20 protein-coding genes and 1 pseudogene are annotated in these 18,999 nt (G+C 45.4%); 2 read left to right on the top strand and 19 right to left on the bottom strand.

The window, feature by feature from the left end; translation table 11 throughout:
• Position 1: 1 nt before the first annotated feature.
• Positions 2-772: a flagellar hook-basal body protein gene (locus tag HNQ46_RS03195; RefSeq protein ID WP_183682910.1), complete on the bottom strand. Its 771-nt coding sequence runs from the start codon at positions 770-772 to the stop codon at positions 2-4.
• 646 nt (positions 773-1,418) lie between these two features.
• Here HNQ46_RS03195 and HNQ46_RS03190 point away from each other — a divergent pair.
• Positions 1,419-1,715: an antitoxin gene (locus tag HNQ46_RS03190; protein WP_183682907.1), complete on the top strand. Its 297-nt coding sequence runs from the start codon at positions 1,419-1,421 to the stop codon at positions 1,713-1,715.
• A complete protein-coding gene (locus HNQ46_RS03185) occupies positions 1,663-2,115 on the top strand; it encodes a type II toxin-antitoxin system VapC family toxin (RefSeq protein ID WP_243155827.1) in 453 nt (150 codons plus the stop codon). Before HNQ46_RS03190 ends, HNQ46_RS03185 begins: the two co-directional genes overlap by 53 nt.
• 521 nt (positions 2,116-2,636) lie before the next feature.
• Here the strand turns inward: HNQ46_RS03185 and HNQ46_RS03180 are convergent.
• The 18 genes and pseudogenes from HNQ46_RS03180 to fliJ form a co-directional block, all read right to left on the bottom strand.
• Entirely contained in the window at positions 2,637-3,416 is a 780-nt protein-coding gene (locus tag HNQ46_RS03180) for a FliA/WhiG family RNA polymerase sigma factor (protein WP_183682905.1), read from the bottom strand.
• Between the two features lie 206 nt (positions 3,417-3,622).
• Positions 3,623-5,776 (bottom strand): annotated as a pseudogene (flhA, locus tag HNQ46_RS03175) (flagellar biosynthesis protein FlhA).
• Positions 5,769-6,854, bottom strand: coding sequence for a flagellar biosynthesis protein FlhB (gene flhB, locus HNQ46_RS03170; protein ID WP_183682902.1), 1,086 nt, complete (start codon positions 6,852-6,854; stop codon positions 5,769-5,771). Before flhB ends, flhA begins: the two are co-directional and overlap by 8 nt.
• 271 nt (positions 6,855-7,125) lie before the next feature.
• Complete coding sequence (locus tag HNQ46_RS03165; protein ID WP_183682899.1) at positions 7,126-7,878, bottom strand: flagellar biosynthetic protein FliR; 753 nt, start codon at positions 7,876-7,878, stop codon at positions 7,126-7,128.
• Between the two features lies 1 nt (position 7,879).
• Positions 7,880-8,146 carry a flagellar biosynthetic protein FliQ gene (locus HNQ46_RS03160; RefSeq protein ID WP_183682896.1) on the bottom strand — a complete coding sequence of 89 codons (267 nt, stop codon included), beginning with the start codon at positions 8,144-8,146 and terminating at the stop codon, positions 7,880-7,882.
• A gap of 15 nt (positions 8,147-8,161) precedes the next feature.
• Entirely contained in the window at positions 8,162-8,818 is a 657-nt protein-coding gene (gene fliP / locus HNQ46_RS03155) for a flagellar type III secretion system pore protein FliP (RefSeq protein ID WP_183682893.1), read from the bottom strand.
• 2 nt (positions 8,819-8,820) lie between these two features.
• Positions 8,821-9,243 carry a flagellar biosynthetic protein FliO gene (locus HNQ46_RS03150; RefSeq protein WP_183682890.1) on the bottom strand — a complete coding sequence of 141 codons (423 nt, stop codon included), beginning with the start codon at positions 9,241-9,243 and terminating at the stop codon, positions 8,821-8,823.
• Entirely contained in the window at positions 9,243-10,670 is a 1,428-nt protein-coding gene (fliN, locus tag HNQ46_RS03145; protein WP_183682887.1) for a flagellar motor switch protein FliN, read from the bottom strand. Before fliN ends, HNQ46_RS03150 begins: the two co-directional genes overlap by 1 nt.
• Before the next feature lie 47 nt (positions 10,671-10,717).
• The gene (gene flgC / locus HNQ46_RS03140) at positions 10,718-11,167 is read right to left on the bottom strand and encodes a flagellar basal body rod protein FlgC (RefSeq protein WP_183682884.1); all 450 of its coding nucleotides are present in this window, start codon (positions 11,165-11,167) and stop codon (positions 10,718-10,720) included.
• A gap of 19 nt (positions 11,168-11,186) precedes the next feature.
• Complete coding sequence (locus tag HNQ46_RS03135; protein WP_183682881.1) at positions 11,187-11,555, bottom strand: response regulator; 369 nt, start codon at positions 11,553-11,555, stop codon at positions 11,187-11,189.
• A gap of 70 nt (positions 11,556-11,625) precedes the next feature.
• The gene (locus HNQ46_RS03130) at positions 11,626-12,813 is read right to left on the bottom strand and encodes a flagellar motor switch protein FliM (RefSeq protein WP_183682877.1); all 1,188 of its coding nucleotides are present in this window, start codon (positions 12,811-12,813) and stop codon (positions 11,626-11,628) included.
• A gap of 88 nt (positions 12,814-12,901) precedes the next feature.
• Entirely contained in the window at positions 12,902-14,047 is a 1,146-nt protein-coding gene (locus HNQ46_RS03125) for an OmpA/MotB family protein (RefSeq protein WP_183682874.1), read from the bottom strand.
• Complete coding sequence (locus HNQ46_RS03120; RefSeq protein ID WP_183682872.1) at positions 14,047-14,871, bottom strand: motility protein A; 825 nt, start codon at positions 14,869-14,871, stop codon at positions 14,047-14,049. Before HNQ46_RS03120 ends, HNQ46_RS03125 begins: the two co-directional genes overlap by 1 nt.
• A 38-nt stretch (positions 14,872-14,909) precedes the next feature.
• A complete protein-coding gene (locus tag HNQ46_RS03115) occupies positions 14,910-15,155 on the bottom strand; it encodes a flagellar FlbD family protein (protein WP_007156873.1) in 246 nt (81 codons plus the stop codon).
• 118 nt (positions 15,156-15,273) lie between these two features.
• The gene (locus HNQ46_RS03110) at positions 15,274-16,293 is read right to left on the bottom strand and encodes a flagellar hook-basal body complex protein (protein ID WP_183682869.1); all 1,020 of its coding nucleotides are present in this window, start codon (positions 16,291-16,293) and stop codon (positions 15,274-15,276) included.
• Positions 16,294-16,422: 129 nt separating this feature from the next.
• Complete coding sequence (locus tag HNQ46_RS03105) at positions 16,423-17,274, bottom strand: flagellar hook capping FlgD N-terminal domain-containing protein (RefSeq protein WP_183682866.1); 852 nt, start codon at positions 17,272-17,274, stop codon at positions 16,423-16,425.
• A gap of 9 nt (positions 17,275-17,283) precedes the next feature.
• On the bottom strand, positions 17,284-18,531 hold the full coding sequence (locus HNQ46_RS03100) for a flagellar hook-length control protein FliK (protein ID WP_183682863.1): 1,248 nt from the start codon (positions 18,529-18,531) through the stop codon (positions 17,284-17,286).
• A gap of 14 nt (positions 18,532-18,545) precedes the next feature.
• Complete coding sequence (fliJ, locus tag HNQ46_RS03095; protein WP_183682860.1) at positions 18,546-18,983, bottom strand: flagellar export protein FliJ; 438 nt, start codon at positions 18,981-18,983, stop codon at positions 18,546-18,548.
• Between the last annotated feature and the right edge of the window lie 16 nt (positions 18,984-18,999).

Here is an 18,999-nt window from a genome sequence, read left to right as displayed (position 1 = left end):
TTTAAATTCGTCCCACATCGGAGCTGGCTTTCGCCATTACCGTGTCATACATTCTCAGCATCTGTGCCGCACTTTGCAGTGCTCTTTGGGAACTCATCATGGTAGTCATTTCATCCACCATGTTTACATTGGATTTTTCCAGCATTTTCCAGTTAATACTGCTGTCTGCCGGCTTTTTCAGCTCTGTCTGGTTTGTGGAAAAGAGGTTATTATCCTCCTTATGTAAAGCGTTATAATCCGCAAAATCTACCACCTTCAGAGTACCGTAAACGGTTCTGGTATTACCCGTACTGTTGGGATCAAAGATGGAACCGTCCGGATCGATGGCAAAGTTATCATTGGGAAGCACGATATCGTGACCTTCCTCACTCTGTACTTTTCCAATCCCTGCCAGCTCTAACACACCGTTTTCATCCACAGAGAAGGCTCCTCCTCTGGTATAGCGGGTTCCCTGGGGGGTGCTGACCGCGAAAAATCCCTTTCCGGAAATGGCGGTATCATATATTCCGTCCGTAAGCTCATAGGAACCCTGCTCATAATCCGTATAGGTCTTGGAGGCGGACTTGATTCTGGAAGCCACCGCCAAATCCTCAGGTCCCTTCTTATTGTATTTTCCGGTCCGAATCATCATTTCTTCTTTAAAGGTGCTGCTCACCATGGTGTCTTTCTTATATCCGGAGGTCTGGATATTCACCATGTTGTTACTGATATTGTTTAGATTTCTCCTTTGGGTAATCATCCCGGAGGCTAAGTCATAGAATCCTTGATACATTCCTTTTCCTTTCTGAAGACAAGAATCTTTAATCTTCTCTCTTATATCGACAGGCTTTGGGAAAATATTAAGGGGGATTTGGAGGGAAATGGAGAAAATGGCGAGTAGGGCTGGTCGCCTGAAGGGGAGGGGGAAGAGGGGGAAACACAGGTCGCCTGAAGGAGAGGGGAGGCGGTGAAAGACACGCTCCCGCTAAACCTCGCCTCGTAGCGGTACTAAGGAGTAAGCTTCGTTTCACTCGCTTCCTCCAAGTACCGACGGGCTCACATTGTCTTTCTCCGCCCCCCTCTCCTTCGGGCTATTGGATTGCCTACTTTCCCTTTCTCTCTACTTTCCCCAAGTGCCGACGGGCTAACATTGTCTTTCTCCGTTCCCCCTCCCCTTCAGGCTATTGGATTGCCTACTTTCCCTTTCTCTCTACTTTCCCCAAGTACCGACGGGTTCACTTTATCTTTCTCCGTCCCCCTCCCCTTCGGGCTATTGGACTACCACACTCTCCTAAACAGCTTCTCAACTTAAATTATATTGAACGAAAAAAGCATTATTTTGAAACAATTTATCTTATTTTCGTTTCATATTATTGCATATTAATCTTATTTTCTTTATTATATTATCGATACTAATGAATTTTTGGAGGAGGATATTTATGAAAACCATCAGTATTCGCTTAGAAGATCATGTCTATGATGAGTTGGATGAAATGCTTGGTGAAATGGGACAAAGTAAGCAAAGCTTCTATGAGACCTATACTAAAACTGCGCTTCGAGAGAGAAGTATACCTTTTGTAGTCTGCGCCCCCCGAAAAGACGAAGCTTTGCCAAAAAAAGAAAAAATGGAAGCCTTTCAACGTCTTGAAAGATTAAGATTATCTGCAGAAGGAGTCTTGGATTATGAAAAAGAACGAGCAAATGCTACAGAAGAAAAATATAAAGATTTTTCTTGATACCAATGTCCTTTTAAACTACATCACCAATCGAGAGGACGATGAATTAGAAGCTTCTATAGAGATTATTAAATCTTGTGCCTTCGGCCAATATGAGGGGTATATTTCCTTACAATGTTTACCAACCATATGGTTCGTTCTTCGAAAATATGACAATGAGATAAAAAGATCTGCTTTAAGAGAGTTATGTTCTATCTTTACCATAGTTAACATCTCCCAAATGGAAGTTCTTGATGCTATTAATCATACTGTATTTACAGATTTTGAGGATTGTTTACAATCTAAATGTGCCAAAGAAGCCGACGCAGACTTTATTATCACCTGTAATGGTAAGGATTTCTTGCACTCCGAAGTAAGAGCTCTAAGTCCTAATCAATTTTTGAATTTAATTGCCTATTAACAATAGATTCAACAACAGAACTCCATTATCATCATAGTCATCAAAAACTATATAATGCAAACTTAACTATACTCAGAAAATGTAAAGACATTAGAGCATACCAACAGCCTAAAGGATAGGGAGAACAGCGAAAGACAATGTGAGCCCGTTGGCACTTAAGCAAGGGAACAGAAAGAGGGAGTAGAACAGTTAAGATTCGGGAAAGCCAACAGCCTGAAGGATAGGGGGAACAGCGAAAGACAATGTGAGTCCGTCGGTACTTAAGCAAGGGAACAGAAAGAGGGAGTAGAACAGTTAAGATTCGGGAAAGCCAACAGCCTGAAGGATAGGGGGGAACAGCGAAAGACAATGTGAGCCCGTCGGTACTTGGAGGAAGCAAGTGAAACGAAGCTTACTCCTTAGTACCGCTACGAGGCGAGGTTTAGCGGAAGCGTGTCTTTCGCGTTCCTCCCCTATCCTTCAGGCGACTCACTCGGACCGCTCTTTTCTCCTCTGCTTATTAAAAAAGGACTAAGCATCGCTTAGTCCTCTCCATGTTCTCCCATATACTTCCGCAGCTTACGGATAGCAATGCTATGCAGCTGGGATACGCGGGGCTGAGATACTTCCATAACCTCCGCAATCTGGTTCATATTCAATTCTTCCACATAATATAACGAAATCACCAGCTTTTCCTTTTCCTGCAAGGATTCAATGGCCTCTGTCAGCGCACGGACATTTTCCTTTTGCATAAAGCTGAATTCCGGTTGGGTGCTGTGATCCTCGGAAGGAATCTGCAGGAGGGTTTCATTTCCCTCATCGTAGGTCATATCCAAAGAAAGCACATTAACCATGTTGCTCATTCTCTGAATCTTCTGCAGCTTCTTCACGTTCATATTCAAATAGTCTGCCAGCTCCTCATCCGTAGGGGCTCTTCCCAGACGATTATTCAACTCTACCGTGGCGGTTTCAATGGAACGGCTATCCTTATGGAAATTTCGGGGTAGCCAGTCATTTTTCCGCATCATATCAATAACCATGCCCCGGATACGTCGGGAAATAAAGGTCTCGAACTTATTGTCCTTACTCTCATCATAGCGATCGATGGCCCGCATGATTTCGATTACCCCTTCGTTTACGATATCATCGGTCTGCATAAAGTCATTGTACATTTCCCGCATTTGATAAGCGATAGAGCGCACGATGTAAACGTAGCGCATGGTAAGCTCCTGTTTGACCTCTTGAGAGCCGGTCTCCTTATAGAGGGCAAACAACTCCTCATTCGATTTTTCTTCCAGTTGGGAATAATTCAACACGTTCAATCTCAACCCCCTCTTTCCCCTCGTACTCTAATCTTTGTCTTACTCTTGCAAGCAATTCTTTTCCGGTAGAGTCTCAAGTAAGATTATAAAAAATTTTTTTAATATAGTCAGTTCCTTTTTATGGCTGTCTTTTTCGGTAATTTCCTTTTTTAACAACACCTTTTTAGCAATACCCTTTTTAAGAAACTTACTTTGCATTTTGTCTTTTAAGCGGTTCCCTTTTCCTCCAGGTCATCCTCCAAACGAAGACTTCCGATGGCCTGAATCTGCACGTTGCTGGCCACCTCATTAAAGGAAAGCACTCGCACATTGGGATAGAACTGTTCTATCAGATGATAGAAATGAATTCGCATCACCTGAGAGGTGAGGATCAAAGGAGGACTGGATAAATTATTAAACTTTCTGCTTTCCTCCGCCACCTGACGAATCAGACTCTGTAAGAGTTCCGGGCTTAACGCCAGATAAAGGCCATTTTCTCCTCTGGCCAGAGAATTTACCATGGTTCTCTCTAGGCCGGCATCCAAGGTAATCACCTTCATGTTCCCATCTTCACAATACATTCTGGTAATAGTTCTCTTTAATGAAGCACGAACCTTTTCCACAATCTAATCCGTATCCTTCACCGGTAAGCCGGTTTCGCTGATACATTCAAACATGGTCTCCACGATGGTTTCCAAGTCCTTGATGGAAACGCCTTCTCTCAAAAGGGTAGTCAGTACCTTTTGCAAAAGGTTGTAGCTGATAACTCCCGGAAAAGCTTCTTCACAAAGCTCCGGTGCAGTTTTCTTTAGGTTTTCCACCAGACGAACCACTTCCTGTCTGGTCATCAACTCATAGGCATGCCGTTTAATGGTTTCCGATAAGTGGGAAAGCATTACTGACAAAGGATCGATAACGGTGTAGCCGTAAAGCTCCGCCCTCTCCCGATTTTCCGGTCGAATCCACTTGGAGGGGATACCGTAGGCCGGCTCAATGGTTTCAATTCCGTCGATGGCATCCTCCACGTCGTCCGGCTCCAGGGCCAGTACATAGTCTGTCAGGATTTCACCCTTGGCGATTTCCTCCCCCTTAATCTTAATGCTGTATTCATTGGTTCCTAAACTGGAGGAATCTCTAAGACGGATGGAAGGTACTACAAAGCCGATATCCTGGGCATACTGTCTTCGGAAAATGACGATTCTCTGAATCAATCTTCCTCCTACAGACTCGTCAGCCAGAGGAATCAGGCTGTAGCCAAAATCCATTTCAATGGGTTCCACCTGCAGGAGGTTATAGACGTTGTTAACATCCTTGAAGTAATCCTCTTCGGATTCCGCAGGAGCTTGGGGCGCTTCCCCCTGGGCCTCCTGCGGCTGAGGCGCCGCTTCCATGCTGGGCAACAAGCCTTCCCCTTCCGTTCTTGCCCGCTCCGGCTCTTCCTTGATTCTCTTTTCCAGGAAATATCCTGCCGCAATAAATCCTCCGGCAACGGGAAGAATCTGTAAAATCGGCATTCCCGGAATCAGCATCAGTACGCCCATAGCAATTCCCGTAATCATCATGGAACGGGGCTGCTGAGTAAACTGCTTGGAAACGTCTTCGTTTAAGGAGCCTTCCGATACTGCACGGGTTACAATCATACCGGTGGAAACGGAAATCAGCAAAGACGGAATCTGTCCTACCAGACCGTCTCCCACGGTAGCAATAGAATAGGTAGAAAGCACGGTAGCCACCGGTTGTCCGGACTGGACGATACCGATAATACTTCCTCCCACCAGGTTGATTGCTGTAGTGATAAGAGACATGACACCGTCTCCCTTTACGATTTTGGTAGCACCGTCCATGGAACCGTAGAAGTCGGATTCTCTCTGAATCTTCTCTCTTCGCTCTCTGGCCTGCTGCTCCGTAATCATACCGGAAGAAAGATCCGCATCAATCGCCATCTGCTTACCGGGCATCGCGTCCAATTTGAATCGGGCTGCTACTTCGGATACACGCTCCGCACCCTTGGTAATAACGATAAACTGCATCAATACGATAATCAGGTAAATAATCAAACCGACTACCACGTTTCCTCGTACCACGAAGTCTCCGAAGGCCTTGATAATCGCTCCGGAAGAACCGCCGTTGGTTAAGATATTTCTGGTTGTGGAAACGTTGATTCCCAAACGGAAAAGGGTGGTAATTAAAAGTAAGGACGGGAAAATAGACAATTCCAGCGGTTCCCGAATCGTCATGGTAATCACTAGAATCATCATAGAAATGGCCATATTCACCACAATCGCCACGTCAACCATCATGGCGGGGAGGGGAATAATGAGGAGCAATATGAGAACCAGTACGAAAAGTACTACTCCATTTTGCAAAATGTTTTTAACCATCCCTGTTATCTTCCTTCGCTCTTTCTAAAATATCCTGTCTGTTTTCTTTCTGGTAGATATATACTAAGATTTCCGCTACAGCCCCGTAAAAATCCCCGGGGATTTCTTTGCCAACATGACAAAGAGGATACATTGCCCGGGCAAGAGGCTTGTTTTCTATAGCCGTTACCCCATTGGCCTCTCCTACGGCCACAATTCGGAGGGCCAATTCATCCTGTCCCTTCGCCAAAACCACCGGAGCGGTGTTTTTGTCCGGATCATACTTTATGGCAATGGCCAAGTGCTCCGGGTTTCGAATGATAACATCCGCGTCCGGAACCTGCTGCATCATTCGCTGGTTGGCTCTGGCACGCATTTGCTGCTTCATTCTTCCCTTGATTTCCGGATTACCTTCCAGCATCTTGTACTCATCTTTTACTTCCTGCTTGGTCATCTTTAAGTTATTTTCATATTCCCACTTCTGATACATAAAGTCGAAAAGGGCAATAATCAAAAAGACTCCGCAAACTCTGGTAATCAAGTCAAACATCATGGACACCAAGGCCAGACTGGAATTTTGAATGTCCATGTGTACCATCTTGGCAATGGGAATGATATCCGCCTTAATGATGGAATAGAGGAAATTAATGAGAATAATAATCTTCAAAATATTCTTCAATAATTCCACTACATTTTTTTTGGAAAAAATCCTTCCTAAGCCCTGCATGGGGTTTAGCTTGGAAAACTTAGGCGTTAATAATTTAAAACTGATGTTGAATCTGGTCTGTACCAAGCTGGCTATCACACCCAAAAACATCGTCACCAGCAATAAAGGCATGGCGGACTTCACAAAAAGCCAGGTGAAACGCAGATACAGCTTATTGGAAATGGGGCTGGGCTCATCTAAAAGCTCTAAAATATAGGAAAGAAAATTCCTCAGATCCTTATAGATGAAGGGCATCATAAAGCGGACGGCATAAAACACGCCGAATAAAACTGCTACAGTGACAATGTCTTTACTTTGAAAAACATTACCTTCCTTTCTGGCGTCACTTCGCTTTTTTTCGGAAGGCGCTTCGGTCTTGTCGCCGTCTGCCACTGTTAAACCTCTCTTTCCCCGGTATTCCTATTCTTTTACATCTTGATGAGTTTAGCTAATGCTTTTCAATTCGTCTATAGGCAATTTCACTAGTTTTTAAGTTTTTTTTAATTCAGCTTATGCTTTTCCCCTGTAAAATCAAAAGAAAAATTAAAAATATTCATTATTTCAATTCTTCTGATTTTAGGCTATTTTTCCCTCATCTTAAACTCGGTGGTTTCTCTTGCTATTTTACGGATTCTTAAATTTTTGAACTCTTTTTCACTTTTTTCTAAAGCAGTCCCATAACCTTGTTCAGACTCTCAAAGGCAAATGCTATAAAGTCCTTCATCTTATCCGTAATGGGAATCAAAAGGAAGTAGAGCATGGAAAAACCCAGAATGATTTTCAGCTGGAAATTAACCGCAAAAATATTAATTTGGGGAATAATACGCATAAGGATTCCCAACGCGATTTCAGACATCAGCTCTAAGCCCATAATCGGAAAGGCCAGCTCTAAGCCCATCTTCATAGAAGCCACAAAAAGGGACAGCATCAGCTTCGGCATTAGCAAAAGTTTTATGGAAATGCCTCCAAAAGGATGGGTATCTATCGTTTGAAATAAAAGTTCTAAAAAACGCAGATGCCCGTCCATAGAAAAAAACAGAAGCATCATAAAGCCATAGAACAAGCCCGTACTCACCGTAGCCTGAGAACCGCTTTGAGGGTCGAAAACCTGAGCCATGTTTAAGCCCATGGAAAAGTCCATAATGGAAGTGGCAAAGCGCAGGCAGGTAAAGGCCAGCTCCATGGCAAAGCCCAGACAAAAGCCTACGAAAAGCTCCTTCAAAAGCATAAAGCCATACTCCAGAATACTCCCCGGCATATGCTGAAGCTCTCCGCCGATATGCACATAGCAAATGGCGGAAAGCATAAAAATCAAAGCCGCCCTGGCACGACGGGGATAATCCGTTCTTCCAAAAACAGGGTTAAAGGCAATGGCTCCTGTCATTCGCATGACAATAAAGGAAAATAAGACCAGCATATTATCCTCCTGCCACCATTTTCATTATCATGGTAAAGAAATCCTGCATGGTCTTTAAGAGGGTTCCTCCCAAAACCGTCATCATGATAATAATGGCAATAAGCTTCGGGACAAAGGTCAGGGTCTGCTCATTGATGGAGGTTGCCGCCTGAAAGATGGCAATCACGATACCCAAAATCATGCTCACCAAAAGGAAGGGCATGGCAATCCTTAGGGACAACATAAAGGTTTGGTTCATAATATCTAAAATTTCCGCACTATCCAGCATTTTCTTCCCCTTTCCCTATCGGAAACTGTTGACCACACTGGAAAAAAGCAGGTTCCATCCGTCTACGGTAATAAAAAGCAAAAGCTTAAAGGGCATAGACACCATGGCCGGAGGTAACATTACCATACCCATAGCCATCAGGGTGGTGGATACTACCACGTCAATTAAGAGGAAGGGCAGATAAATCAAAAAGCCGGCAGTAAAGCCTCTTTTCAGCTCCGAAGTCATAAATGCGGGAGTCACCACGGTTAATGGATAGTCCTTCGGATCCTTTTGCAGCTCCACCTTACTCATGGATACAAAACGATCCAATGTGGCCTTTTCCGTATTCCGGAGCATAAACTCCTTCATATCCTTCCCCATAATATTTAAAGCTTCTTCCTGAGTGACCGTCCCATTCTTATAAGGTTCATAAGCCTCCGTATTAATTTTGTTCAAGGTGGGGCTCATGATGTAGAGGGTCAAAAAGAAAGCAATCCCTGCCAAAACCATGTTGGGAGGCGTTTGCTGAACACCCATAGCATTTCTGGTAAAGGATAAAATGATGATGATTCTGGTAAAAGAAGTCATCATAATCACAATAGAAGGCAGTAAAGCCACAAGGGTTAATAAGTAGATCAGTTCCAGGGTAGGAACGGAACCTCCATTTAATCCTGACAATAATTCATTCATCCTTATACCTCACTATCCAATTCGGAAGCGGAAGCTTTCTCCTCTTCCCCATTCCATGCACCGGCATTCTTTCCTTGCAGCTTCTTCTGTAAAAGCTTTGCCCCTTCCTTTTGAAATACGGAAAGAAAGCTTTCTCCGTTCCCTAAGGGATTCTCTCCCTCATAGTCTTCCTGCAATTCGGTAATGAGTCTCATTCCTTCAGGTCCTGACGCCACAAGGAGACAGCGGTTCTCCTTCTCTAAACGAAGGATAAACCGCTGTCTGTCCTGAGATACCTGTATATGGTCAACCACTTGCATGTATCGACTTTTTTGGAACATTCTTCCGTACTTTCCGATAAAACGATGTAGAGCCCAAACTCCTAAAAGGAAGAGACAGAAGAGTAAAAAACCGGACACAAGGGAGATGATATCCTGTTGAAACATTATAGGCTCTCCTGATTAATGTCTTTCTTCAAAATCTCGGTGATACGAATACCGAAGTTTTCTTCTACAACTACGATGTCTCCTTTGGCAATACACTCTCCGTTTACGTAGAGGTCTGCCTGCTCTCCTGCCATCTTGTCCAGAACCACCAGAGAACCCTGGGTAAAGTCTAAGATATCCTTTACCAGCTTTCTGGTCCTTCCGATTTCTACGGAAATCTCTAAAGGTACCTTCATCAGCATTTCTCTGTTGTCAGGATTTTCTCCTGCTTCTCCACCCTCATTCTCGAATTCTCTGGAATTTAAAGGTTTAATCAGAGATGGCTCGGAAGATTTCGCTTCCTTATTCTTTCCTCCCTGAATATCCCGAATCAGCTCCAGCATCTGGGTCTGAGACTGTTGCATCTGGTTTAAAAGCTGCAAGGTGAGAGGATCCTGATAAGCCACACCCTGAGGCATAGCCATCATCTGAGGAGCCATCTGAGCCGGTGCAGGCTGTGGTGCCGCTACAGGCTGTGGTGCAGGGGCGGCTGCTGCCGGTTCTGCCGGTGTCGGTGCAGGAGCTGCCGCTACGGGTTCCGGAGCAGCTGCCGGCTCTGCTGCAGGAGCGGGTGTCGTTTCAGAGGCTCCCTCTCCGTTTTGTTCTGCCAGTAAGCTGGCCAGTAAAGCATCTGCCGTAGCCTGGTCGATAGGACCGGACTTTGCAGGCATTGGAGCTTCCTCTGCCGCAGGCGCTTCCGCAGCCGGTGCTTCCGCTACAGGTTCTTCTACTTGAGGCGATACAGCTTCCTCACTACTGGCAACCACCTCATCCTCTTCCTCTTCTCCCATACCAAACTGGGCAGTAAAGGGCTTCAAAAGCTTCTTTACCAGATCCACAGACATGATATTTAAGAACTCACTCTTTAAGTTATCTTCGATTTCCAGGGTGAAGCGAATAACAACATTCTCCTCAGCCCCTTCGAAATACTTGTCTTTAAATGCAGCGCCGTCTGTGATTTCGTAGGAAATGGGGGTAGAAATATCTACGGTTGTTCCCAAAAACTCAGAAAGAGCGGTAGCCGAAGCTCCCATCATCTGGTTCATTGCCTCACGAATCGCACTGGCGTTGATTTCGTCCATGACGAATTCATCTTCCGGAATCTCCGCCCCCATCATCATGGAAACGATGATACGAACGTCGTTCCGGGAAAACATCATGATGTTTTTGCCATCAATTCCTTGAACGTATGCAATTTCAACTCCTATTGCCGGCTCTAATTCCCGAAACTCAAAGTTTTCTTTGTTTTTCACCTGCACAACAGGAGTAGTAATATTAACTTTAGTGCCAAGAAGAGTGGATATTGCCGTTGCTGACGCCCCAAGGCTGATATTCATAATCTCGCCTATGGCATCGATTTCCATTTCATTGAAGCTGGTCGCACCCATCTAACTTACTCCTTTAATTCTCAGTTTCCTGTTCCTATAGCCCCTTCTTACTTGCCGATGTCCAGCGCTCTTTGTGCCATGGTCTTCATGGCATTTAAAGCGGTAACATTGGCTTCATAAGAACGAGTGGCGGACATGGAGTCCACCGTCTCCTTCAAAATATCCACATTGGGGTAGTTTACATAGCCCTGGGCATCCGCATCAGGGTGATTTGGGTTATAGACCCTCTTCATCTCCCGATCATCGGTAATGACCCCCTGAACACGAACTCCCGCATGCTGTCCCCGGAAGCCCTTGCCATTTTGCGCATTTCGAAGGGCCTGTTGGAAGGAGCGTTCTCCAAAGCTTTCCAGCACTACATCTTTTCTTTTGTAAGCACCGCCTGCTTCGGTTCTGGTGGTATCCACGTTGGCAATATTCTCTGCCGCAATGTCCATTCTGACTCTCTGAGCGCTCATCCCTGATGCACTAATATCGAATGAATTTAAAAATGACATGTTCTTCCTCTACTCTCTTTTAGCCACCCAAGATGTTCTTAACGGTGGAAGTAATTCTCTCTGCATTAAAGGGCTTTACAACGAAGTCCTTTGCTCCGGACTTAATTGCATCCACTACCATGCTTTCCTGTCCCATCGCGGTACACATTACAACCTTCGCATCCGGATGTGCTTCTCTAATCTTCTTCAGAGCCTGCAATCCATCCATGTTGGGCATGGTAATGTCCATGATCACAAGATCAGGATTCTCTTCTTCAAACTTCTTTACTGCTTCCATGCCATCCTGTGCTTCCACGAAGGTGCAATCAGCAAAGCCGCCCTTTGTAAGGGAGTTCTTTACCATCATTCGCATGAACGCTGCATCATCTACTAACAAAATCTTTGCCATCTTCGTTTCTCCTATCCTTATACTAAGCTTTTTTTATATCTCTATGGCAGTTTCCTGCCTTAAGACCAGTTTATTCCTCATCATCCAGAGAAGGCTCCGGATCCAGTAAATCCTGAATGTCTTGTGCCATCACATTCATCGGTGAAATTTCTTCTTCCGGAATTTCTTCCGTTTCCCCTTCCTTCGCTACCCCGTCGGAAAGTGCTTCCATCGCCTTATCTTCCTTTTGGATGATTCGGTCTTCAATCCGAATGGCAATGTTTTTCTTGTATACTCCCATCTTTCCGGTAAACCAGGGCTGTCTTCCTACATAAAGCTTGACAGCGGAATTCTTCGCCTTGTTTAAGTCGATGACATCCCCTACCTTTAAATGATAGAGATCTTCAATGTCCAACTTGACAACGCCAAGCTGTCCTGTCATCGGGAAGCTGGAAGCCTTCAAATGTTCCATAATGGTATCTTGATTATTCTCGTAAGCAAAGCCTCTGGCCAGATGTTTCCGGTTATCAATAATCTTAAACATATGTTCCAGAAGGGTTCCGGGAAGACAGATTCGGATTCTTTCCATGGCTAAACCGGAAATATCCACATTCATCACTGCCAGCACTACGGTTTCATCCAATCCTACTTCCTGTACCATGGAGGGGTTGGTTTCTATCTTTGCAATCTTAAACTCTGCGTTAATATAATTGCTGAAACCGTCTCCCAAGGCATGGACGATGTATTCCATGATTCTCTTGTACAGAGCCATCTCCACATCGGTATAACGATAATCCTCTTCCGTCTTAATAACAGTATCACTTCCTCCCAGCATGTGGCTTACCAGAGTCAGGGTAAGTCCCGGTGAGATATAACTCATCATGGGCACATTGCTCTTTCCCTTGTCCTGCACATAGGTGTCTACTATCGTCATACAGTCATTTTCATGGAAGGCATTGACATATTCGTAGTATCTGGTCTCTCTTAACTCTAAAACCGTAATATCCGTCATGGTACGGAAAATACCATTCACCTGAGATGTTAAAATTCTTGCATAATTATCGAAGATACTCCTCAATAATCGAATTTTATCTTTGGTGAACTTTCTCGGACTGTAGAAGTCGTATTTGCTATACGTTTCTTCTTCCTTCTGCACTTCTTCTTTCTTTGTTTCCAAAACCTCTGCAGGTTTTTCTTCCACCTTTTCTTCTTTGGGTGGTCCGTCCTGCATGGATTTCAGAAGCGCATCAATTTGGCTTTGGGATAAGACGTCTGCCATTCAATAACCTCTTCTTCTTCCTACTGTAAGAAAATCGCGCTTTTCTTACATAACCCCTTTCTCATACTCCCTTAGCCCTGCTAAAGGATTAAGACTTAGCTTTTCCTCCAAGTCCTTTCAAGAAGTCTCCTAGTATTTTTTTGATGTTTCCTGCAATACTGTTCTCTTCCTTTTCCCCGGGAATTTCTCGGGAAACACCGGCAACCTGCGGTGTCTTTTCTTTGGCCATGGCCTGCTGGCCGCCTGCCTCGGATCCTGTGCTTGCCGCACCCTCTGCAGCGCCTGCGCTGTCCGCCCCGGCTGCGGGACTTCCTTCTCCGGCGGGAGTAGCACCCTCTGCCGGATTTGCAGCTTCTGCCGCCGCTGCTCCTTCTGCAGGAGCTGCTGCACCGGCTTCCTCGGCATGAATGTTCTCCGGCACACCATCGGTAACGATGGTTTTGTCCGCATTGGCTCCGCTGTAGTACTCCTCGAAGTACTCATTAATATTACGGATTTCCGCGCCTTCGTCAATAAGCAAAATTTCTACTCTTCGATTCTTGGCTCTTCCCTCCGATGTAGCGTTGTCCGCTATAGGATGGAACTGTCCGTAACCGATGCTGACCAGCTTATCCGGGGAGATAATTCCTCTTCCCTGAATAAAGAGACAAACCTCCGCCGCACGCATAACCGACAAGATTCTATCGTTTCTCGGGTTATTGGCCCTCTCCGGATCCGCCTGGGCGGTATGCCCCATAATATTGACCTGAGACAACTTATTTGCATCCGGTGCTATAGTATCACAAAATATGGATAAAGTCTCCTGTCCTTGTGGAGTAATTACAGAACTGTCTCCGGCGAAAAATGCCTTATCTTTAAATACCACAAAGGTGTAATCTTGTCCACGGGAAACTTCAACGCCGTCAATACCTGCCGCATTCAAAGCTTGGGCAATCTGCAGATACAATTCATTGATATTATTCGGATCTACCGTATTTTCCGGGGCTCCGCTGTCTCCTATTTCTCCGGCAGGCTCATCCTTATCGGTGGCCTGACCGTTAATAATAATCTGCTCCGCCGACTTATCTCCCGGGCGTCCGTTCGGGAAAATGGAACGTACAAACACATCCCACTTTGCCGAGTCGATACTGGACATGGAGTAAAGAAGCACGAAGAAGGTCATTAAGAGGGTAACCAGGTCCCCGTAGGTGTCCATCCAGGATCCACCTTCGTCTCCTCCACCTCGTTTCTTCATTACTTATCTCCTCCTCCGGCATCTCCGCCTGCCGCTCCGGCCTTAGCCAAAAGCTTCTTCTGCTGCTTCTGGGCAAGGGAAGCCAAAAGTCTTTCCCGGATAACCTTGGGGTTATCTCCGGACTGAATGGCGATAACACCCTCGATAATAATGGAGCAGTATAAAACCTCTTCATTGTCCTTGATGGTTAGCTTCTGGGCAATGGGGTGGAAAAGCACGTTACTCATGGCAGAACCGTAGAAGGTGGTGATTAACGCTACACCCATGTCCTGTCCCAGGGTACTGGCTCCGCCGCCGGAACCGGAAAGGTCCATACCCTTTAACATGTTTACCAGACCTACCAGGGTTCCGATCATACCGAAGGCCGGCGCCAGAGCGGATCCCTTAACATAAAGACCTTTCGCTTCTTCATGTCTGGTCATCATATCTTCTACCTGATGCTCCAGAGAGGCGCGTACCTTATCCGGATCATTGGCATCTACAATCATGACTACGGCTTGTTTAAAGAAGGGCTCCTTGATTTCTTCCGCCTTTTCTTCCAAAGCCAGCAAACCGCTCTGTCTGGCAATCAAAGCCAAATCCACAAGTGCATCTACAGTTTTCGGTACATCATATTTTTTTCCTCCTCGAAAGCAGATTCCGATATGCTTCGGAATTTCCTTAATGATTCGGAATGGGTAGCAGGCGATTAACGCCGCTATTGTTCCTCCAACTACGATCAGGGCACTGGGTGCATCCCAGAAGTTCCCCAACTTCGGCATGGTAATACCACTAATGATTAAGGCAATAGCGATAATCCAGCCTAATAACATTGAAATGTCCATACTTATTGACTAGCCTCCTTGCTTCCTACTCGCTCTTCCTAAGCTTCTCTTTCTTTCCCCTTAATTTCATGTACGTCTTCTCCCTCATGAAATTTATCCTCAAAAGTAAGACACTTTCTTAGGAAACCCTGAACCTGTTCAATAATTGACTCCACACTATCTCTTACCAGATAGAAATCTCCGTTTGCCAGCTTTACCTTGGTTTCCGGAATGCGGCGAATGTAAAGGATTTGAAAATAATTCAAAAACACTTCTTCCCCGTTTAATTTTGTTAGGCGTATCATGATTTCCTCCTTTCGTCTACTTACACAGCAGAAGCCTTCCTTTGTTGGAAATGGATTTTTCTTCTTTTCAGAAGCAATCTATTCTGTTTTCCAACTCAGGAAAGCCTTAGCTTATGTTTTATCTCTTCATATTTACCAGTTCCTGAAGAACTTCATCAGATACGGTAATGATCTTGGAGTTAGCCTGGAAACCTCTCTGTGTGGTAATCATGTCAGAGAATTCCTTTGCCAAGTCAACGTTGGATGCTTCCAAATATCCGGCCATCAAGGTAGGGGTGGAACCCTCACCGGGCATGGTTGCGGAAATGTATCCTGTGTTATCTCCTACTCCTGCATTAAAGGTGTTGTTTCCCGCCTTGGTCAAACCTTCCTGGTTCTGGAAGGAAGCAACTGCTACCTTTCCTAAAACGATGGATGTGGATGTAACCTGTGCAGGTGCTCCACCGGTTCCCGGAGTCTTATTATCGATAATTCCCTTAACAATTCCGTCTGCACCGATTTCTACGGACTTAAGCTGTGCTGCAAAACCTGTAAATACAGGGCTACCGGTTAAAGCTACCGCTCCGGTATTGTCAGCTGCAGGTGCACGAAGGGCAACCAGCTTCTTTCCGCCGTCTCCGTACTTGGTAGGCTCTGTCAAAGAGTCAGGCTGGAAGCCGTATACGAAGTTGTGGTTTGCATCTACAATATATCCGTTTGCATCTACAGAGAACTGACCTACACGGGTGTATGCAAAGTTGTTCTTCTTCATCTCTGCGGTTGTGGTCTTTGTATTTGCAGGATCCAGGGTAACTTCCTTATTGGATGCGCTGGTTACAAAGAATCCGGATCCGTTGATGGAAGCATTGAAGCCTCCCACATAGGATGGTGTACTGGAAGTAAAGTCAGTGGCAATTGACCCGGTTAAGGAACCGTATCCGTACTGAGCGGGGTTTGCACCACCGATGGTAGCATTACCGCTGGCTTCCTGCTTTCCTCCTGAAGAAGTACTGGATGTCTGATACATTGTATCCTTAAAGCTATATCCCTGAGACTTAAATCCGAAAGTGTTAACATTGGCGATGTTGTTACCGATAACGTCTAACTTGTTCTGATGTGCTCTCAAACCTGCTACTGCAGAATCCATTGCTCTTAACATATATTCTTGTCCTTTCCTCAACTGGTGAGTTTGAAAAATGAATGGCGCTTTTTGCGCATTTGAAACTTACTCCTTATTATCGGCTAAGTTTCTCAAATCTATAAAAGAAATAAAAATTAAATTTTAATTCTAATTGCTTGCAGAGTGAGCTGCCGCTTCTCTTTCAAGGATAGCCACATGGGGGCCTACCTCGGAGGAGCTTGCACTGCTTGATGCTACCGCAGGGGGAACGGAGCTTCCTGCCGGATTGGCGCTAGCTGTTGTTCCTGTTGTTGCGGGTACAGAAGCGCTGCCTGTTGCAGGGCTTGCTGTAGAGGCACTGCCTGTTGTTCCTGCTGCACCTGCACCGACAGTAGAAGCTGCAGCTGCCGCTGTAGCACTTCCTGCTGTTGCTGCGGAAGGGCTGGCTGTGCTGCCGCTTGTGGAGCTTGTTGCACCGGGTGCTGTTGTACTTGCGCCGGGTGCTGTTGTGCCTGTGCCGGTTACTGTTACAGCAGAACCGGTAGTAGAGCTTTCCGAAGCAGCTCCTGCCTGACGTACCATCAAAAGACTTTCCAAAGGATAGTCTGTAACATCTCCCTGTAAACGGAAGCTGGGTTCATCTCCCGTAAGGTTTACGGAAGCAATTACGCCGGATTTTTCCTTAGGCGCATCGGGTTTTGCTTTTTGCTCCGCCTCCGGAACCTTTGCGGAAACCTCCTTACCGATTAAACCTGCCAAATAGCTGGTTTTGGTCAAAGCCATTTCCTGCTTCATATTGGTAGTCATGGTTCCTAAGCTTTGTACCATGGCCATCTGTGTCATCTGCGCCATCATCTCGCTGTTGTCCATAGGACTGGTCATGTCCTGGTTTGCAAGCTGGGCGGACAAGAGCTTAAAGTAGCTCTCGATGGATAATGTATTTTTATCGTTTGACTTCGCACTGTAAGTCGCCTTTTCATAGGGACTGGTTGCGGAAGAAACACCTTGAATTTCTGCCATATCTTCTCCTTATTGGGCTAGTCCTAAACGCATTCTTTGCAGGAAGCCTTCTGCATTGTCCTGCTGCGCCCGTTCCTGTTGTTCCCTCTGCCGACGCTCCGCTTCCTCTTTATTCTCGGAATTGGATTGTCCCTGCTGCTGGAAACTCGGAGCATGCTGCTCCTCCTGTACCACAATCTTGGTGAGTTCTCCTGTTTTTTGCTCCAGGATTCTTCCCATATCCTCAGCACCGGTCTGTAAAAGATGCAAGGTCTTGGGATTTTCCGCGGTAATGACAATGTTTGCCTTGCCGCCGCTGTAGTTGACTTTTACGGTAATTTGTCCAAGATTTCTGGGTTCTAACTCAATCTTAATTTCGCCATGCTGAAGTTCCGCCTTATTGGATAAGAACTCCGCCACATCCTCCGGAAGCTTCGCTTCAGAGCTATGTAACACGGCTTCTTCCCGAACCGGTGCATTAACCGACTCTGAAAGCTTTTCCTGACTTCCCGGTAAGGAAATCTGTTGTCCGGCATGCCCATCCACTTTGTCGAGCTTTTCCTCTTTTCCGGACTTCTTCTCTTCTACTCTTTGAGAAAGCTTCTCTTCCAAACGCTGAGAAGGAATGATATTTTCCTCCTTAGGCGCTTCCACAAGGGACTTGTCCCCCACCGGGGAAGCTCCTTCTTTGAGCTCTACAGTCTTAGTGTCTTTTGCGTCCTTAGAATCTTCCTGTAAGAAATCGGAAAAATCCTTTTTTGTAGCATTATCCGCTAAGGCCGTAGTCTCTTCCTTTACTTCAGGAAGAACGGTAACAAGCGCGCTTTCTTCTGTAAGCGGAATGGATACCGGTTCAGCTACTGCCGTAAGGTCGGAAACCGCATCAACAGCACCTTCCTCGACCGCAATCTTGATGTCTGCCATCAACTGATCTTTTTGGAATAGAAGCTGCTTTTCGGAAACCAGGCTTGCCGCCTTCTCTCCCTGTAAGCTGTCCTGCTCCTCGGTCTTTGTCTCTTTCTTTTCTGTCTTCTTCTCTCCCTTTTGAAGCTTTGCTTCCTTCGGGTCTTTTTCTATACTGTTCTGTTCTGTTTTTTTCTCACTGTTTTCTTGGGATTTGTTCTTTCTGTCTCCCTCATTCTTCACTGTATCCTCTTTGGAGGAGCGAAGAAACGCATTAAAGTCAAGGGAAGCTTTGTTGTCTTCCAAGGACTTCCCCTTGTTTAAGTCTTTTCCAACGGGAAAGGCTTGACTTTTTTGAATTGTCATCTCTGCCATATACTCTCCTGTACCTATGCCTTCATTGCGTGAGAGACGAATTCCTCGATAAACTGTTCCTCTGCCTTCTGTCCTTGAACACGATACTCCTCAAGCTTTTTCTCCTTAAGTTTCTCGAAGGCATTGGTGTCTACGTTGGCCTTAATCACCTCTCTCTTCTTTTCTTCGGCAATAACGGTACGTCGGATAAGCTCATCTTTCTCTTTCCCTATACGTTTTTCCATTCGCTCGATGCCATTGACATACATCATAATGGTTTCAATGGAAGCACCTTCCTGCTTCACCCGCTCAAATTCCTCTTCGTAGTGAAACAACTCTTCCTGAAGGCGATTGATCAGACTTTGCTGATTCAAAACTTCCTGCTGCTTAATGGCATACTCTTCCTTCACCTTGTCTAAGACTTGAAGCTTAAATTGATAGACTGTTTCCAAACTGTACTTGAATTTTTTCAATTTGGTTCCCGCCTTT

Origin of the sequence: Oribacterium sinus, assembly GCF_014202695.1 — a bacterium.
GTDB lineage: Bacteria > Bacillota > Clostridia > Lachnospirales > Lachnospiraceae > Oribacterium > Oribacterium sinus.
The sequence above is the reverse complement of the archived record's forward strand: the minus strand, read 5'-3'. Positions and strand labels throughout refer to the sequence as shown.

Excerpts from the sequence above, each read along its gene's own strand:
- HNQ46_RS03195 (WP_183682910.1), bottom strand. The coding sequence starts at position 772 with ATGTATCAAGGATTCTATGACTTAGCCTCCGGGATGATTACCCAAAGG.
- HNQ46_RS03190 (WP_183682907.1), top strand. The coding sequence starts at position 1,419 with ATGAAAACCATCAGTATTCGCTTAGAAGATCATGTCTATGATGAGTTG.
- HNQ46_RS03185 (WP_243155827.1), top strand. The coding sequence starts at position 1,663 with ATGAAAAAGAACGAGCAAATGCTACAGAAGAAAAATATAAAGATTTTT.
- HNQ46_RS03165 (WP_183682899.1), bottom strand. The coding sequence starts at position 7,878 with ATGCTGGTCTTATTTTCCTTTATTGTCATGCGAATGACAGGAGCCATT.
- HNQ46_RS03160 (WP_183682896.1), bottom strand. The coding sequence starts at position 8,146 with ATGCTGGATAGTGCGGAAATTTTAGATATTATGAACCAAACCTTTATG.
- fliP (WP_183682893.1), bottom strand. The coding sequence starts at position 8,818 with ATGAATGAATTATTGTCAGGATTAAATGGAGGTTCCGTTCCTACCCTG.
- HNQ46_RS03150 (WP_183682890.1), bottom strand. The coding sequence starts at position 9,243 with ATGTTTCAACAGGATATCATCTCCCTTGTGTCCGGTTTTTTACTCTTC.
- fliN (WP_183682887.1), bottom strand. The coding sequence starts at position 10,670 with ATGGGTGCGACCAGCTTCAATGAAATGGAAATCGATGCCATAGGCGAG.
- flgC (WP_183682884.1), bottom strand. The coding sequence starts at position 11,167 with ATGTCATTTTTAAATTCATTCGATATTAGTGCATCAGGGATGAGCGCT.
- HNQ46_RS03135 (WP_183682881.1), bottom strand. The coding sequence starts at position 11,555 with ATGGCAAAGATTTTGTTAGTAGATGATGCAGCGTTCATGCGAATGATG.
- HNQ46_RS03130 (WP_183682877.1), bottom strand. The coding sequence starts at position 12,813 with ATGGCAGACGTCTTATCCCAAAGCCAAATTGATGCGCTTCTGAAATCC.
- HNQ46_RS03125 (WP_183682874.1), bottom strand. The coding sequence starts at position 14,047 with ATGAAGAAACGAGGTGGAGGAGACGAAGGTGGATCCTGGATGGACACC.
- HNQ46_RS03120 (WP_183682872.1), bottom strand. The coding sequence starts at position 14,871 with ATGGACATTTCAATGTTATTAGGCTGGATTATCGCTATTGCCTTAATC.
- HNQ46_RS03115 (WP_007156873.1), bottom strand. The coding sequence starts at position 15,155 with ATGATACGCCTAACAAAATTAAACGGGGAAGAAGTGTTTTTGAATTAT.
- HNQ46_RS03110 (WP_183682869.1), bottom strand. The coding sequence starts at position 16,293 with ATGTTAAGAGCAATGGATTCTGCAGTAGCAGGTTTGAGAGCACATCAG.
- HNQ46_RS03105 (WP_183682866.1), bottom strand. The coding sequence starts at position 17,274 with ATGGCAGAAATTCAAGGTGTTTCTTCCGCAACCAGTCCCTATGAAAAG.
- HNQ46_RS03100 (WP_183682863.1), bottom strand. The coding sequence starts at position 18,531 with ATGGCAGAGATGACAATTCAAAAAAGTCAAGCCTTTCCCGTTGGAAAA.